The sequence below is a fragment of the Microseira wollei NIES-4236 genome, from assembly GCF_020521235.1.
In the GTDB taxonomy this organism is placed as follows: Bacteria; Cyanobacteriota; Cyanobacteriia; order Cyanobacteriales; family Aerosakkonemataceae; genus Microseira; species Microseira wollei.
This window is the reverse complement of the sequence record NZ_BLAY01000069.1, coordinates 1-15137: the sequence shown is the minus strand read 5'-3', so window position 1 is coordinate 15137 and position 15137 is coordinate 1. Positions and strand designations below refer to the sequence as shown.

At 46.3% G+C, this 15137-nt stretch carries 15 protein-coding genes and 1 pseudogene; 7 read left to right on the top strand and 9 right to left on the bottom strand.

Features of this window, described 5'->3' with window-relative positions:
• Nucleotides 1–984 precede the first annotated feature (984 nt).
• The gene (locus MiSe_RS22290) at nucleotides 985–1464 is read left to right on the top strand and encodes an SRPBCC family protein (protein ID WP_226585014.1); all 480 of its coding nucleotides are present in this window, start codon (nucleotides 985–987) and stop codon (nucleotides 1462–1464) included.
• Nucleotides 1465–2129: 665 nt separating this feature from the next.
• Here the strand turns inward: MiSe_RS22290 and MiSe_RS52150 are convergent.
• The 6 genes from MiSe_RS52150 to MiSe_RS22270 all read right to left on the bottom strand — a co-directional run bounded on the left by MiSe_RS52150 (nucleotide 2130) and on the right by MiSe_RS22270 (nucleotide 5918).
• Nucleotides 2130–2747: a group II intron maturase-specific domain-containing protein gene (locus MiSe_RS52150; RefSeq protein ID WP_307731504.1), complete on the bottom strand. Its 618-nt coding sequence runs from the start codon at nucleotides 2745–2747 to the stop codon at nucleotides 2130–2132.
• A 210-nt stretch (nucleotides 2748–2957) separates the two neighbouring features.
• A complete protein-coding gene (locus tag MiSe_RS52145; protein ID WP_307731502.1) occupies nucleotides 2958–3503 on the bottom strand; it encodes a reverse transcriptase domain-containing protein in 546 nt (181 codons plus the stop codon).
• Entirely contained in the window at nucleotides 3493–3873 is a 381-nt protein-coding gene (locus tag MiSe_RS52140) for a reverse transcriptase N-terminal domain-containing protein (protein ID WP_307731501.1), read from the bottom strand. Before MiSe_RS52140 ends, MiSe_RS52145 begins: the two co-directional genes overlap by 11 nt.
• 706 nt (nucleotides 3874–4579) lie before the next feature.
• The gene (locus MiSe_RS52840) at nucleotides 4580–4999 is read right to left on the bottom strand and encodes a zinc ribbon domain-containing protein (RefSeq protein WP_226585058.1); all 420 of its coding nucleotides are present in this window, start codon (nucleotides 4997–4999) and stop codon (nucleotides 4580–4582) included.
• Between the two features lie 144 nt (nucleotides 5000–5143).
• Entirely contained in the window at nucleotides 5144–5458 is a 315-nt protein-coding gene (locus tag MiSe_RS22275) for a transposase (protein ID WP_226585012.1), read from the bottom strand.
• The gene (locus MiSe_RS22270; RefSeq protein ID WP_226585011.1) at nucleotides 5433–5918 is read right to left on the bottom strand and encodes a hypothetical protein; all 486 of its coding nucleotides are present in this window, start codon (nucleotides 5916–5918) and stop codon (nucleotides 5433–5435) included. Before MiSe_RS22270 ends, MiSe_RS22275 begins: the two co-directional genes overlap by 26 nt.
• A gap of 403 nt (nucleotides 5919–6321) precedes the next feature.
• On the opposite strand from MiSe_RS22270, the gene MiSe_RS22265 reads away from it, so the two are divergent.
• Nucleotides 6322–7392, top strand: a complete 1071-nt coding sequence (locus MiSe_RS22265; protein ID WP_226585010.1) for an Mrp/NBP35 family ATP-binding protein — start codon at nucleotides 6322–6324, stop codon at nucleotides 7390–7392.
• Nucleotides 7393–7529: 137 nt separating this feature from the next.
• Here MiSe_RS22265 and MiSe_RS51110 read toward each other — a convergent pair whose 3' ends face one another.
• Nucleotides 7530–7652 (bottom strand): hypothetical protein, encoded by a 123-nt coding sequence (locus MiSe_RS51110; protein ID WP_264196641.1) that lies wholly within the window; start codon nucleotides 7650–7652, stop codon nucleotides 7530–7532.
• A gap of 411 nt (nucleotides 7653–8063) precedes the next feature.
• On the opposite strand from MiSe_RS51110, the gene rodA reads away from it, so the two are divergent.
• The 4 genes from rodA (at nucleotide 8064) to MiSe_RS22245 (ending at nucleotide 12885) form a co-directional block, all read left to right on the top strand.
• Complete coding sequence (gene rodA, locus MiSe_RS22260) at nucleotides 8064–9311, top strand: rod shape-determining protein RodA (RefSeq protein WP_226585009.1); 1248 nt, start codon at nucleotides 8064–8066, stop codon at nucleotides 9309–9311.
• 219 nt (nucleotides 9312–9530) lie between these two features.
• Nucleotides 9531–9728 carry an NAD(P)H dehydrogenase subunit NdhS gene (locus MiSe_RS22255; RefSeq protein ID WP_226585008.1) on the top strand — a complete coding sequence of 66 codons (198 nt, stop codon included), beginning with the start codon at nucleotides 9531–9533 and terminating at the stop codon, nucleotides 9726–9728.
• Between the two features lie 110 nt (nucleotides 9729–9838).
• On the top strand, nucleotides 9839–10486 hold the full coding sequence (locus MiSe_RS22250) for an HAS-barrel domain-containing protein (RefSeq protein ID WP_226585056.1): 648 nt from the start codon (nucleotides 9839–9841) through the stop codon (nucleotides 10484–10486).
• Between the two features lie 269 nt (nucleotides 10487–10755).
• Nucleotides 10756–12885 carry a cation:proton antiporter domain-containing protein gene (locus MiSe_RS22245; protein ID WP_226585007.1) on the top strand — a complete coding sequence of 710 codons (2130 nt, stop codon included), beginning with the start codon at nucleotides 10756–10758 and terminating at the stop codon, nucleotides 12883–12885.
• A gap of 265 nt (nucleotides 12886–13150) precedes the next feature.
• Here the strand turns inward: MiSe_RS22245 and MiSe_RS22240 are convergent, their stop codons facing one another.
• Nucleotides 13151–13288: a hypothetical protein gene (locus tag MiSe_RS22240; protein WP_226585006.1), complete on the bottom strand. Its 138-nt coding sequence runs from the start codon at nucleotides 13286–13288 to the stop codon at nucleotides 13151–13153.
• A 165-nt stretch (nucleotides 13289–13453) separates the two neighbouring features.
• On the bottom strand, nucleotides 13454–14317 hold the full coding sequence (locus tag MiSe_RS22235) for a lipid kinase (protein WP_226585004.1): 864 nt from the start codon (nucleotides 14315–14317) through the stop codon (nucleotides 13454–13456).
• A gap of 245 nt (nucleotides 14318–14562) precedes the next feature.
• Between MiSe_RS22235 and MiSe_RS22230 the strand changes: the two are divergent.
• Nucleotides 14563–14652: pseudogene (locus MiSe_RS22230) on the top strand (helix-turn-helix domain-containing protein); the annotation flags it as partial.
• Nucleotides 14653–15137: the final 485 nt, after the last annotated feature.

Here is a 15137-nt window from a genome sequence, read left to right as displayed (position 1 = left end):
CCGAACTGAAGTTGCGGGGATACCACGCTGCCGATTTATTTCGGTGTATTTAAGATTAACTCGAATCGGGTCAAGTTAAACCAAGTCGCTTTTGCCTACTTTAAGCAGCAGCGTATTAATCACAATTTTTAGCAGAAAGATGCGAAGTATTACACAAATAGCCTATGATCGAAGGCTACGCTTGCAGGCTAACTAGAGGCGGACTACCTTCAACGACCCCACCGCTCCCGGCGGATGGGGATTGACCGAACCAATTCGGACCAGTCAAGCGTTGGTGCGACTGGTTCGCAGCCTAATTCATCAGCTGCGGTGAGAAGGAAAGGTTAGAACCTTGAAAATCTCATAACTGTTCCTGGGATGGAGGTGTAAACCCTCCCCTTCAAGGCTAGAAGTGACTCCCTATCTGTCCACGCTGAGGTTAATCACCAGGGTGAAGCTTTCGCCCTGGCGCAATCAGAGCTGAATCAGATTAAGCACACTGGCGCTAATGGGGAGATACTATTGGTGAACTTAATGTGAAGCGCCTGAAAAAGCGTCTTATGCGTAAGCGAGAATCTGTATAAATCTCGACTACACCACCTATAAACCCGCAGCAATTCAACGCGTTAGCTGCAAAAGCCTTGGGTTGGTGGTAGACGAATTGGTGACACCTAAAGTATCAAAACAATCTAAGGAACGGAACTCGACTCTAACAATACCGCAAGTAGACATAGCTTGGGACACACTTGCGAATACTTCTCTAGTTCGGATTATCTGTAAGCCTGATTGGTCAGGCGTTGCGTCATGGCAAGCCATCTTAGTTATGTTGCGGGAAGGGACTTAAACGAGTTTACTGGTTCTCGGCTTGATCGGCATTAAAAACCAGTTCCCGTAAGGGATTTGGCAGGTTTTGGATTGGTGGCGAAGGGGGCTTTTAACCCCACTCAACCACCGCTCAATTCCCTCCCCACAGTGTAGAAGGATGGGGTATCTCGGAGAAAAAAGATGAAGGGCAATTTTTCCTCCAAACTGATGCGCTGGCGCAAAAAGCGCTGGTGGCAGTTTAAATTGGCTAAGACATATCGGGTTTTGACTCCAGCTTCTGTGGACGCCCTCTGGCATAAAGTGATTGACTTAGCCGATGTTTCCTGGCATCCTCTACTGGCAAGCACGAACATTCCCAAAGGGTTAGTTCCCAAACCCGGCTTGATTTACCAAGCCGTGACTCGCTCAATCCCGATTCCAATTCGGATTTTTGTCGAGCAAGTGCGACCCAGAGAATTATTGAGCGTCCGAATTATGACTTTACCAGGACTGGAAGAACGGGTGATCTACAAGGTAGAGTCCACCGTCTGCGGTACTCAAATATCCTATTCCATCACCTTGCGCGGGTGGTTGTCCCCCCTGATTTGGTCGCTAATTAAACCCAGTGCCGCCAAAGTAGCAGCGGAATTAGCCCACGCCGCCGAACAAACTAGGGGCTAGGGGCGGTGGAAAACAGCGAGAAAGACTTGTTTGTGACATCCTCCCGACGCTGACAACAGCTGTACAGCGATGGCTCTCCTTACCTCGCGATCGGGCATTCCTAGTTACTTCCCTGGCGGGGTTTTCGCCACTTATCTAGAACAGCCCCATGACTTATTCCCCGATAGACCGACTGCATAGGCGTTTTGCACCCCGAGGAGTCCGTGACGCTCCTACACCTCCCTAACGGGTAGGTGTAGGCTTCTGGGGCATTCCGCAAGCTTCGCCTGGCGCAAAGCGCCTTAGAATGCGTAGAATTTCTTTCGCGCTGGCATCAGTAGTAGAACTAGCTATTAAGTAGGTGCAGGTAAATAAAGTAAAAATAACTGAATGGTTAATTAGAAAACTAGCGCTGTTGTCTTGATTATTTTGCTATAAACAGAGTATTAAGTCAGATGCTCAATCTTTGAAATAATCAGGCAAAAGAGTGGAAAAAGCGAGCAACCCTTGTCTCTTCCACCTCCCTTTGTGATTCGCGATTTATTTTCGCGAATTATTGCAGTTTTATTCTGATTCTTATCAAATAGAAAATTTCTAGGATGGGGATTTAGTGACATTGACACTCCGTTAACCTAAGCCGGGTGGTCACCCACCCGACTCGGCTTCAAAACCGTGCATGATTATTTCTAATCACACGGCTTCTCTCCAAGTTGATCCTGGTCATGGATACTTAGTTCAGTGGTGAGATGACCGTAGCCTCCATGTATCAGGTCATGACAATGAAGGTGTACAGCAGTCAAGTTCTCTAACCGATTATCTTTGGGATTTCCATTTCTATGATGAATCTCCACAATGTCATCAGGTAGAAAAGTTAGTCCACATTCAGCGCACTTCCCTTTTTGTCTGTTGATGGTTATCGTCACCCTCTTTGAGACTCCAGGGTATGAGCCTTTTCGCTTACTCCAGTATGTCCATCTCCCATCATAGGGGGAGCTTTCCCCTTTGACTTTTGTATGTCGGTTGATTTTGGTATTGGAATGTTTTGGTAGGACTAAATCGCCGTTACCAAATGTCCATCCTTTATCTTTCTGGAGTCGCCAATATTTATTGGCTATCCATCTTCCCGACTTCTTGGGATGTCTGAACTTACCCCATCCTCGGAATAGCTTCTTCCATACCATGTGGTCTAACTGAGTAAAGATATCTTTACTACAGACAGTGGCGTAGTAGTTACACCACCCCGTGATTATTGGTATAAGTTGGCTAATTAGCTCATCTTGGGTTGCAGGGCGACATTGAGTTATTACCTCTGCTACCTTTTGATAATGAGCCTTGATACTTTCTTTGGCGGGTTTGACAATTGTTTTGAAACCTGTTCTATTCCCGTTATTTTTTCCACAGTTAGTTTGTCCAACGGGGTATGACCGGATATTGAATCCGAGGAAGTCAAACCCTGGTTTATCTTCGCCTATCCGGCTAAGGGTGTGGCTGATTCGGGTCTTTTCAGGTTTCAGTTATAGCCCGATTTCTGCTAACCATTTGCCGGCTATTTCTTGACATCTTTCAATTTCCTCTTTGCCTGGATGAAGAATCACAAAATCCTCGGCATATCGAATTACTTGGGGCTGACACAGATGCCATTTATCTCCTCGCTTTACTTTAGTTGGAAAAGCCTGGAGTATTTCTGTTTCTAACCCGTGCAAGGCGATATTTGCCAATAATGGACTCAGAACTCCACCCTGTGGCGTTCCTTCTGTTGTGGGGAATAACTCCCCTTTATCTAGAACACCTGATTTGAGCCATGTTTTGATGACTCGTTTAAACAGAGGAAATGTGTTGAGTTTGGCAAGTAGCTTTTCATGATTGATTTGGTCAAAACATTTGGCTATGTCTGCATCCAGCACGTATTTGGCTTTTTGACAGATTGCCGTATGAATTGCTTCAATTGCATCATGGGCAGAACGTCCTGGTCCCAATCCGTAGGAGTTGGGTTCAAACAATGCTTCCCATTCTGGTTCTAAAGCTAGTTTGAGAAGTGCTTGAGTTGCCCTATCTCCCATGACTGGGATTCCCAGAGGTCGTTTTTCGGCTTTTCCAGGTTTTGGAATCCATACCCTGCGGGTTGGTAGTCCGCTGGCTTTGATTTCGGTGTGTGTTGACTAATTCCATTCTCTGTTTTGGGTTGAGGGATTTAATTCCATCAACCCCTGCCGTTTTTCTTCCTCTGTTTTCTTGAGTGACTCGCCTCACGGCTAGACACTTTGCTGACCAGGATTTTGTCAGGAGTTTTTGCCAGCGGTGAACTTTCTTGACATCTCCACTCAACGAAGCTCGATAGATTCTTTTTTGGAGCTTGAAAACTTTCACTTGGATTTTCTTCCAAGGGATTGTCTTCGATTCATACCTAATCGATTTTAGCGATTGGCTCATGACTTTTGTACTCTACTGATTGACTCTATCTTTCAACTTGTAGTGGCTACGTCTGCATATCCCTAACGTTACTCAGGGCATTTGCTTCTTAGCCAATCCTACCCCTTCACTGCTTTCGGTTGACACCTACTCAGGCTATCGACCTTTGCTTGAGAGCAAATGGAGGGGTTATCCCGTTCCTGTTATCCGTTTGGCATTGGTTTTAGGATGTTACTGTCTGCCGGGTCATACTATGAGGGTGATTGTTACTACTTGCGTTATAGTTAACCTCGGATGACCGTTACCGTTTTGGTCTGGCTTGTCAGTCTCGTTTAGCCAGTTCAATTTTTCGACAGGTTAATGTAACTTTGCTTTCGCTATCCATAACCAATTTTGCTAGATGGGGTTTTGAGTGAGACTCTCAATTACCATCATTTATCCCCGCTTCACCCGATTGATAGTCAGTCGCACAGGTGGGGGATAAGCTGTCACTTTGTCACCACAAAGGGTAGGAATTTCACCTACACGGATAACAAGTTGTCAAGGTACGTTTTGGAGGTTTTACTCCTTGTGTACGACTTGCCGCCAATCTCCCAGTTGTGCTGGTTTCTGGCTCACGGGTCGCACCCGCACTGAATTGACGGGGATTCTTGCGTCTACAGATACTCTCCACTAGGGAGAATACCTTTCATCAAGTTAGGGGTTGTGCCAAGCAACCCATTCTCGCTTACCAGATGAAACCATTACAGCAGCATCTCTCTGTAGGTCTAAAGAACATGAGAAACCATCCCCGAAGGGCTAAGTTCAAGGCAGCGTTCAAATCAGCATTATGGTGGTGTCCTAATGGGCAGTTGAAATCATGTTTCTTCCTGTTGCCAATAGTTCCGCAAGTTGAACAAGATTTGCTGGTATATCGATCCGGACGTTTGATTAGTTTTAATCCCTTAAGTGCTAACTTATAATCAAGTTTCTGCTCTAAAGAATAGTACGCCCAAGCGTGCCTTGATTCCCCATGATCAAAGCGATTTTTCTGACTCTGTTTCATGGTGTTTCGACATCCTTCCAAGTCTTCAATCACAACATCAGCATTGTGATATTCAGCAAATCTTACAATCCTTCTGCTGATAGTGTGATTAACAGCTTCCATCCATCGCCGGGCTACCAATCTAAGACGGGACAAAATGGCCTCTCTCGAAGGGGATTTGGGGATTTGGGAAAAGGGGTTTGGCTTGTTCATCCTTCCCCCTTCCCCCTTTTCCCAAATCCCCTTTTTAACTGTGTTGTCTTGCGCCTACCTGGTAGCCCATCGCCGCTCTTTCTTATCCCACTTCTTTAAGGCCCGAAACTTTTTAGCCGACTGCAAAGAATGGCGACGTTTTTGATTAGAGCGACGGCGATGTTTAACTTCTTTACCGTTGAAAAACTTGCCGAAACCAAAAGCAGGTGCTACCACTGCTAGATTATTTTGTCCTCTATCGCAGCCAATTCTGTTCGTTGTCTTCACCTCTGGAACTTCCAGGGTTACAGAAATATAGGCATACCACTTATTTCGATGTTTGATTAATTTTGCGGAACCTTTATCAATCAAAGCGTCGCCAACTAACAACCTGTCTAAAATTGGTTGCCAGTGCTTTGATGCTACTTCTACTGGAACTCGCGCAAGTTGCTTTGATACTGGGAAAACTTAAGCTAAAAGTTTCACCAACTTTATGGATTGACCAGTTCTGCTTATTGATCTCTGGTGGCAAGGATTTATATTGTTTGACTTTCTTCCCTACCCCAGATGTAGTATGCCGAATTGTCTGATTTGCAATAGCAGACATGAGTGACGTTTCTATCTTGGCTGTCGTTAGCTTTCTCCGTTCTGGGAGCGGAATCGTTAACAGCCAATTAGCTAATCGAGTATTTGACTCTGTCATCTCGCCAAACATTTTTGCTTTGGCATGATTGAGGCATGAAAACTTTAGTTTTAGCGTGATAGTTACTTGACTCATGCTACTATGATAGCACCTATTACCCGACTGGGTAATATGACGGCGAATAAATAAGCCCTTGTCGCATTTCATCCACCGGATAAATCACGGTGGCTTTCATGCTACCGTGCTATTTTAGGTAAGAGTTCCATCGGCAGAGTTGAAGATTCTAGATCGCTACTGCAAGCGAACGAAACGAACCAAAACCGATGTTGTTCGGGAGTTTATACGCTGATAGGCGACTCTTGGGGGGTTCGACCCCCCAAGAGTCGCCTTGGGGGTTGATGTATCCCGACGCTCAAGCAGCGGGTGAGCGCGGAACTTATAGCCCCCAAACCCCCATCACTTAATTGCAATTTGGTGTCAGATATTGAGAGTTCTGAGATTTTTGTCTTTGACTGGCGGCAACTATCAATGGGAACCCGCCGAACGTTAAGATTTTATCAACGTAAGTCATTAACCTGCCTGCACCAATGCAGTGCAGGTGGAGAACACAATGTCTGCTACTGTTGATGTCACCTCGGTTTTAGATGTCTTGCGACCCGTGCAAGACCCGGAACTCCGCAAGAGTTTGGTCGAATTAAATATGATCCGTAATGTCAAAATAGATGGCGGTAACGTCAGCTTTACCCTCGTGCTGACTACCCCTGCCTGTCCGTTACGGGAATTTATCGTTGAAGATTGTCAGAAAGCCGTCCGGCAACTGCCTGGGATAACGGATGTGGTCGTTGATGTGACGGCAGAAACACCGAAACAAAAAGATCTGCCAAATCGCCAAGGAATTCCGGGGGTGAAGAATATCATCGCGATTTCCAGCGGTAAAGGAGGCGTGGGTAAAACCACCGTCGCCGTGAACGTTGCCGTGGCTTTGGCGAATTCAGGCGCTAAAGTGGGGATGCTCGATGCAGATATTTATGGGCCAAACGTACCCACGATGTTGGGGCTAGAAAACGCCCAAGTCATGGTACAGCAAGGCGCTGCTGGGGAAGTCTTGGAACCGGCTTTTAATCACGGCGTCAAAATGGTGTCGATGGGCTTTTTGATCGACAAGGATCAGCCGGTAATTTGGCGCGGGCCGATGCTCAATGGCATTATCCGCCAATTTCTCTACCAGGTACAGTGGGGCGAATTGGATTATTTGGTGGTAGACTTGCCCCCAGGAACCGGAGATGCCCAATTAACCTTAATTCAAGCCGTGCCGATGGCAGGTGCTGCGATCGTGACTACGCCGCAAAACGTGGCGTTGCTGGACGCGCGCAAAGGCTTAAAAATGTTCCAGCAGCTGGGCGTGCCTGTGTTGGGGATTGTAGAAAACATGAGTTATTTTATTCCCCCAGACATGCCAGAGCGACATTACGACATTTTTGGGTCTGGCGGCGGCGAAAAAACATCCAAAGAACTCGGTGTGCCGTTGCTAGGGTGCGTGCCGTTGGAAATTCCCGTGCGCCAGGGAGGCGATGTGGGAGTGCCGATTGTGATTGGTCAGCCCGAAAGCGCTTCTGCTAAGGCGTTGAAGGAAATTGCTTTTCGGATCGCTGGTAAAGTTTCCGTTGCTGCATTAGCATAATTAAAGTTCACAGACAAGTAGCTTGGATTAGAGTCATTAGTCATTAGTCATCAGTCATTAGTCCTTTGTCAGATCAAATCTGCTCGCTCGCCCAAAATCAAAATCTCAGAGCGTCCGTTGCATCGGGTGCGTCGGTTTTAACTAATCTCGCCCAATTCCCCATCCACCGTTAGCGGTGGGGATGGATAGCGACGGCGCGGGAGCGCCAATCTCTGGTAAATATTGTATTGGTCGAGTACCCGTCTGACTGTCTGGAACATACAGGCTAATTCCTTGCGTAGCAGTAAGATGCTTGCCGCAGAAACAGCAGAGATCAGAGAAAGAACGTCTCCCGCTGGTCGCTATTGCAGAAATCCATGAGACGTTGTGGGAACAAAACTCAACAACCTTGGAAAGCAGGGTTGCTGCCTGGGTAGTAGAGCAATCTACTACGAGAGTTAGGCTGCGCGTGGGCAAACCTCTAGAGGACAAGTAAGACCATCATCGTACTCGGTACGAACTTCTTCGGAAGTCCCTAACCTGGCATTGACCGTTGAAACAGGAAGCCCCATCCGCCGTTAGCGGTGGGGTACTTCACCTACGGGTAATCGACCAGACACGATATAACTTGCTAATGACCAATGACCAATGACCAATGACCAATGACCAATGACCAATGACCAAATGGCACTATGTTAAGATCGCAGACCCAATCCCGCTTCAAGACTTGGTTGATGCCTTGGCAGGGAATCGACGGCTGGCTATTGATCTTGCCCGCTGCGCTGACTGTTTTGGGCGGCATTATGATCCGCAGCACCGAGTTAACCCGCACCGTAGAATGGTGGCAGCATTGGGTGATTGGTGGAATTGGTTTGGCGGTAGCACTTTTGATTGCTAGCTGGCGGTACGAGAAACTACTAGATTGGCATTGGGTCACCTATGGGATAACGAACGTTTCCCTGATTGTGGTATTGATTATCGGTACGACGGTCAACGGTGCCCAAAGTTGGATTACCCTGGGTGGATTCAACATTCAACCTTCAGAATTTGCCAAATTAGGGTTGATTATTACTTTGGCGGCAATTCTGCACAAGCATTCGGCAAAGACAATACCTGATGTTGTGAGAGTTTTAGCGATCGCTGCGGTACCCTGGTTTTTAGTGTTTATCCAACCCGACTTGGGAACATCCCTAGTATTTGGCGCGATTACCCTCTCAATGCTTTACTGGGCTAATGCCAACCCCGGATGGTTATTGCTGTTAGTTTCTCCCTTGGTGTCGGTGATTCTGTTTAGCGCCTATTTCCACGGATGGATTGCTTGGGCAGCGATTACAGTTTTCATCGCTTGGCGCACTCTCCCTTGGCGTTTGTATGGAGTGGGCGGCACTTTGGTGATGAATTTAGTTGCAGGGGAATTGGGACACATTGTTTGGGGGTTATTGAAAACCTATCAAAAAAACCGCTTAATTTCATTTTTTAACCCTGAAATAGACCCACAGGGAAGTGGTTATCACATTATTCAATCCCGCATCGCCATTGGTGCCGGACAGTTGTGGGGACGGGGTCTGAACCAGGGGACTCAAACTCAGCTGCACTTTATCCCAGAACAACATACAGACTTTATCTTCTCAGCGATTGGCGAAGAATTGGGTTTTGCTGGCTGCGTTTTTGTCTTGATAGTCTTTTGGCTGATTTGCCTGCGCTTGGTAATGATTGCTACGAGGGCTAAAGATGATTTTGGCTCTTTATTGGCGATTGGCTTTTTGAGCTTAATCGTGTTTCAGGTAACGATTAATATCGGCATGACGATCGGTTTAGCACCCGTGACGGGTATTCCCCTCCCTTGGTTGAGTTACGGTCGATCGGCACTGCTGAAAAACTTTCTGGCTCTCGGTCTGATAGAATCGGTGGCAAACCATCGACCGCGAAAGAGATATTAGTGTTTGGCTAATGGCTAATGGCTAATGGTTAATGGCTAATGGGTAATGGCTAATGGGTAATGGCTCATGGCTAATGGGTAATGGCTAATGGCTAATGGGTAATGGGTGGTTAAACAATTAGCGATTAGCGATTAGCGATTAGCAATTAGCAATTAGCGATTAGCAATTAGCCAAGCACTGATTGTAAGCTAATAGAAGCAACCACAAGAGGAATCAATCATGTTTCTGCCCGGTTCAGCGGTGAAAGTCAAAAATATCGACGATACTTACTACGGCTTCCAAGGGTTAGTTCAACGAGTCAGCGATGGTAAAGCTGCCGTACTTTTTGAAGGGGGCAACTGGGATAAGCTAATTACTTTCCGACTCTCTGAATTAGAATTGGTTGATGCAACTGCTGGTCGGAAAAAAGCTAAGTAGGTAATTGGTCATGGGTAATTGGTAATTGGTCGAAAAGACGATTTACCATTACCCTCGTGACCACGGATCTGCCTGGGAACGCCATTACCTATTACCCATTACCAAAGTTTATGCGCCTTCCTCTGCCACAATTTACTGTAACCGATCGCCACCCCGACCACATCGCGGAGGTGATCGAAACTGCGACGACTGAATTTCTAGCCCAATGCCTAGAACCCGATACGCTTAGCTTTCCCACGATGCCGCCTTTTGGCAGTTTGGTGAGGGCAAGGGATGAAGAGTCGGGCAATCAAATTTATGCGATCGTTTACCATGCTACCACCTGCCCGATTGACACGATTCACCGCGCACGCGCTTTGGGGTTGTCGTTACAGGATCTGCGCGAAGAACAACCCCAAATTTTTGCCATGCTCAAAACCGAATTTCGCGCTTCAATTGTAGGATATCAACCACCTGCTGAGGGAACGCCTGTTATTTACCAACATCTACCGCCTCGTCCTCCCCAAGTGCATCAAGCGGTGTACTGTTGCCAACCGGAAGAAGTGGTTAAATTTAGCGAAAAGTTAGATTTTCTGCGAACTTTATTGCAGGTGAAGGGCGCACCCGTAGAGGCACTTGCTGCGGCGGCGATTCGCGAAGTTTATCAACTGAGAAAGGCGGATCGCGCTTGGTTAGTCCAGGCAGGACGCACTTTGAGTACGCTGCTCAAAGATGATTATGACCGCTTGCGGATCGTTTTGAGTCAGGTGCATTTTTAGAGCGAGCGCAACTATATTTTGCTAATTGCTAATTGCTAATTGCTAATTGCTAATGGCAATGCTGGGGTGGAAAAACCATAATTTATAGCATATTTTTAGCAAAAAGTCTATCAGTATTTAGAAGGAAATTAAATGTTTTATCAAGCATAAATAAAAAAAAAGAGTGAATTAAATCTATCCGCAGACGAATAGCATAAAAATTGGTAAGCGAGTTTAATTTTTTAAGTTATACCCTTTTTCTTAGAGTAGCGACACTCTCGCTTTAACCGATGGAATCCGCATCAGAAGTTCTCCACGAACCGCTTGTCCCCTTCGCTATTTTGCTAGCGGTGATTTTAACCGTACCTCCTTTATTTGAGAAACTGCGATTACCGGGATTAGTCGGTTTGCTAGCAGCAGGTGTAATTCTTGGCCCCAACGGGTTAAATTTACTTCACAATAAATTACCGACGATGCGGCTGCTATCAGATATTGGGTTAGTTTACCTGATGTTTGTGGCAGGACTAGAAGTCGATATGGCACAATTCCGGCGGACGAAACATCGTTCGGCTGGGTTTGGTTTCTTAACGTTTATAGTTCCCTTGATATTTGGCACAATTGTGGGGCGGATATTTAATTTTGGCTGGAATGCTGCAATTTTAATTGGCTCGCTGTTTGCCTCCCACACGCTCTTAGCATATCCGATTGTCAGTCGCTTAGGGGTTGTGGGAAACGAAGCCGTTATCGTCACGATTGGCGCTACTATTTTTACCGATATTGGCGCTTTATTAGTACTAGCTGTTTGTATCGGCATTCATGCAGGTAACTTTACCCTATTCAAGCTATTTACTTTATTGGGGATGTTGCTTGTATACTCGGCTATTATCTTATTTGGCTTTGATTGGGCGGGGAGAGAATTTTTCCGCCGTTCTGGAGACAATGAGGGGAATCAATTTTTATTCGTGCTGATGGCGGTTTTTCTAGCAGCTTTGGGCGCGCAATTAATAGGGGTGGAAAAAATTGTCGGTGCTTTCTTAGCCGGATTGGCAGTGAATGACGCGGTGGGGGAGGGGCCGGTCAAAGAAAAGGTGGTTTTTGTGGGCAGCGTCCTATTTATTCCGATTTTCTTTGTGGATATGGGACTGCTGATCGATATTCCAGCTTTTGTGAAAAGCATTGCATCGATTTGGCTCACCTTAGCAGTTGTGGTGGGTTTAATTGGCAGTAAATTTTTAGCCGCTTTGTTTGCTAAATTTATTTACCGCTATAACTGGCAGGAAATGCTGACGATGTGGTCGCTGTCGTTACCCCAAGTAGCGGCTACTTTGGCTGCAACGTTAGTAGGATATCGCGCCGGATTGCTGAGTGAAGCGCTATTAAACAGCGTGATAGTTTTAATGTTAGTAACGGCAACTCTTGGGCCACTAATTACGAGTCGAGTTGCACCGGGTTTGAGCGTACCGGAAACAAATTTAGAACCAGATCCAAATGGGACAGATGGGGGAGAGGAACAAAAATCGAGTTCGTTTACCGTTGTGGTTCCAGTTTATAATCCTAGAACCCAGCGATATTTGATAGAAATGGCGGCATTGTTGGCGCGACACGAACAAGGTCGAATTGTACCCTTATCAGTTACAACCGCCCACGCGCATATGGATGCACCCCATTTGGAAGTTGCACTCCAGCGGGGTGAGGCGTTACTTACAAAGGCAACAGAACTGAGTCGAGAATTGGGTATAGAGGCAGAACCGCTATTACGAATTGACGATAATATTGCCCAAGGAATTAGTCGCGCTAGTCGCGAACAAAATGCCAGTTTAATTGTGATGGGATGGGGTCAAAGAACGGGTTTTCGCGCTCGCTTGTTTGGCAATGTTATTGATAATGTTTTGTGGACGTCTCACTGTCCGGTTGCCCTGACGCGCTTGCTGAAGTCGCCGACTCAGATACAACGCATTTTGGTGCCAATTGAAAACCTTACCCCTGAGGCGGTGCGTCCGGTGCGGTTTGCTCAAATTTTAGCTCAGGCGAATCCGCAGGTGACGTTATTGCATGTATGGGTTAGCGAAGCGGTGCCCGATAGCGCACTTCGCAACACTACCACCACCCGACGCGCCTGGACCGAATCCCAACTCGCTTTACTCGCCTCTAAATGGGCACCCCAAAGTAATTTTGAGATTCAAATTGTTCCCCACGAAGATATCGTCAGAGCGATTTTAAATGCATCCCAATCTACCGATTTAATTATCTTGCGCTCAAAACGACGACGGACTGCGGGGGGTTTGGCAATTAGCGACTTAACAACTCAATTGGTACAGCAACTCAATTGCTCGTTAGTGATGCTAGGGGAACCGCAGCGGGCGCTAACGGGTATTCCTACCGAACGCTTGCCAAACAAAGTCTTTCCTACAATTGGGTAATCTTTACCCCTCTCCCTGGATGGGAGAGGGGGTTGGGAGGTGAGGGTATATAAGACCTATTTATTGCTCAAATGAGGGGAGCGAACCTGAGCAATTCCCTTGTCTCCGAATGCGGTTCTCACCGCGTCAAATTGCATAAAACTAACCTGAAAGATGGAAAAGTTGAAACGAGCCAGAATGCCAGATGCAACCGTTTACAAATAGTAAGGCATTTAGGCGATCGCGTTTCACTGAGCGATCCCAACAAAATAATTAAATTTTTGGGTCAAAATTTGCGCGTTTCCTCCCAAGTTTCAATGACTGCCCAACCGATGTAGGAAGCTGCAAGTAACACGACAGCTGAAACGACATAGGCAACTGCCAGCATTTGAAGGGCGGTTTCAAAGGGAACGTAAGTAGTCATTAGGTGGCCTCCATAGCCATGCTCTATTTCTAGTATTCCGCGCAAATTGCCATTTTTTCTACTGATTTTTAGGGATGTTTAATCTATCTAATGGTATAAATTGGCGATTATTGCCGGTATTTGCCCGTTTTTTTGGCATATTGCTTAAATTTTGAAATTATCGGTTTAGGGGACAAAAACGGGTAAAGCGCGCGGAATCACCCGGAATTGAGCCGGGGTAGTCGTGGTTAATTCGCCATCGGTATCGATTAAGTTGGGTTCCTTAGTATAGATGTTAATTTCTTTACCTTGAAGCGTTAGGACGCCCGGTACTTTTTTCCCTTGCACAATCGCAGGTAGTAGGGCGAGCATTTCCCACCATTGCTGGGCTTTAACGCTGTAGAGATCGAGTCTTTGGTCATCAATTGCGGCATCTTCAGCTACTACCAACCCGCTACCGTAGTAGCGACCGTTACACACAGTAATCTGAAAGGTTTTGACTTGAGTTGACTGGTTATTCCAGCGAATTTCTGCTTCAAAAGGTTGAGCTTGCCAAAGGACTTGCAGCGCCACTGCTGCATAGGCTAGCACTCCGAAGCGCCGCTTCCAGGCTTTTGGCACTCGGCGATTGATTTGGGCGCTCAATCCCAATCCGGCTACATTGAAGAAGTATTTGCCATTGACCGAGCCTAAGTCAATGGGTCGGATTTTTCCGGCCGCAATTATTTTACAAGCTGCGGGTAGACTTCGCGGAATTTTCAAGCTGCGTGCCAGATTGTTAGCCGTTCCAGATGGCAAAATTCCTAAAGGTAACTGGGTGTCTAACAAGCCTTCGATGGCTGCATTCACCGTACCGTCACCGCTGCTAATGATAACCAGATCTACCTGTTGCCGATACTGGCGGATGATTTGGGGTAAATACTGGGGGTTTTCGGCAGATTCTTGGAGCAATTCAAACTCTAATGCCTGCAATTCTCGAACTGCTTGCATTTGAGCTTCTTTTCCCCTTCTCGCATGGGGATTCACCAACAGCAACGCCCGCTGTTTCATAGGATATGACGCTCACCGAAATAATGGGTCTCTTGCTTTGTCCTTCTAGGACGGCTTTTCTTCCTTCAGTTTATCTATCCAGTCTTCAATTAGTTGAGTCATTGTCTTTTTCTTTTGTTTTGCAACTCTTCTCAGTTTTTCAAGCCGTTCTGAATCGACGCGAACACTTAACCTATATTTCATAAATGGCTATCCAATGGCTACCCGGTAATGCTATCATCAATTCAGTTGATTTCAGTTGAGCAATGAAAGCCAGATATCAGTACCGCTTCTATCCGACCGACCAACAGCGACAGAGCCTCGCTCAGTTGTTTGGTTGTGTTCGGGTGGTGTGGGTGCGATTCGTTCCTGCAAAAATGGAAAGCCCAACGGCTGAAGTGTAAGCAGGGCAAGGTTTAACCTTGACAATCTAATTTCCGTGATGGTGTAAGTCCATCCCTCTTGATGTTGGAGTGACAGCTTAATCCCCAATCTATAAAACTGGTAATCTTATAGGTTGAAGCGGGGTTAAACGGTGGTAACTTAAAATCCGATTAAGAATCCCATCTAGCATATAGTCATGGGTAGAAACACGAACTTTCGTCTGAAACATCGTAACCCGGAACCAGCCTACTCGGATTATTGGCTGGAGACAAAATGTCAAAAGTCTAAAATGCCAGATGATTCCAAACTCATAACTGGAGACATCCATAAAGACTCGGTGTATAGAAAGACCCTAAAACTAGGAACAACGGAAATTAGGAACGAAGTAACCCTTATAAATCTCTTAAGATAGGTCGAATCTTAAGTAGTAACCAGCACAAGGTTTATAAGGAAAGGA

Bases quoted from the DNA above. Each gene is read 5' to 3' on its own strand.
- MiSe_RS51110 (WP_264196641.1), bottom strand. From the start codon at position 7,652: ATGTTCCAGACAGTCAGACGGGTACTCGACCAATACAATATTTACCAG.
- rodA (WP_226585009.1), top strand. From the start codon at position 8,064: ATGTTAAGATCGCAGACCCAATCCCGCTTCAAGACTTGGTTGATGCCT.
- MiSe_RS22235 (WP_226585004.1), bottom strand. From the start codon at position 14,317: ATGAAACAGCGGGCGTTGCTGTTGGTGAATCCCCATGCGAGAAGGGGA.
- MiSe_RS22245 (WP_226585007.1), top strand. From the start codon at position 10,756: ATGGAATCCGCATCAGAAGTTCTCCACGAACCGCTTGTCCCCTTCGCT.
- MiSe_RS22250 (WP_226585056.1), top strand. From the start codon at position 9,839: ATGCGCCTTCCTCTGCCACAATTTACTGTAACCGATCGCCACCCCGAC.
- MiSe_RS52145 (WP_307731502.1), bottom strand. From the start codon at position 3,503: ATGGGAGATAGGGCAACTCAAGCACTTCTCAAACTAGCTTTAGAACCA.
- MiSe_RS52140 (WP_307731501.1), bottom strand. From the start codon at position 3,873: ATGAGCCAATCGCTAAAATCGATTAGGTATGAATCGAAGACAATCCCT.
- MiSe_RS22270 (WP_226585011.1), bottom strand. From the start codon at position 5,918: ATGAAATGCGACAAGGGCTTATTTATTCGCCGTCATATTACCCAGTCG.
- MiSe_RS52840 (WP_226585058.1), bottom strand. From the start codon at position 4,999: ATGGAAGCTGTTAATCACACTATCAGCAGAAGGATTGTAAGATTTGCT.
- MiSe_RS22265 (WP_226585010.1), top strand. From the start codon at position 6,322: ATGTCTGCTACTGTTGATGTCACCTCGGTTTTAGATGTCTTGCGACCC.
- MiSe_RS22240 (WP_226585006.1), bottom strand. From the start codon at position 13,288: ATGACTACTTACGTTCCCTTTGAAACCGCCCTTCAAATGCTGGCAGTT.
- MiSe_RS22290 (WP_226585014.1), top strand. From the start codon at position 985: ATGAAGGGCAATTTTTCCTCCAAACTGATGCGCTGGCGCAAAAAGCGC.
- MiSe_RS22255 (WP_226585008.1), top strand. From the start codon at position 9,531: ATGTTTCTGCCCGGTTCAGCGGTGAAAGTCAAAAATATCGACGATACT.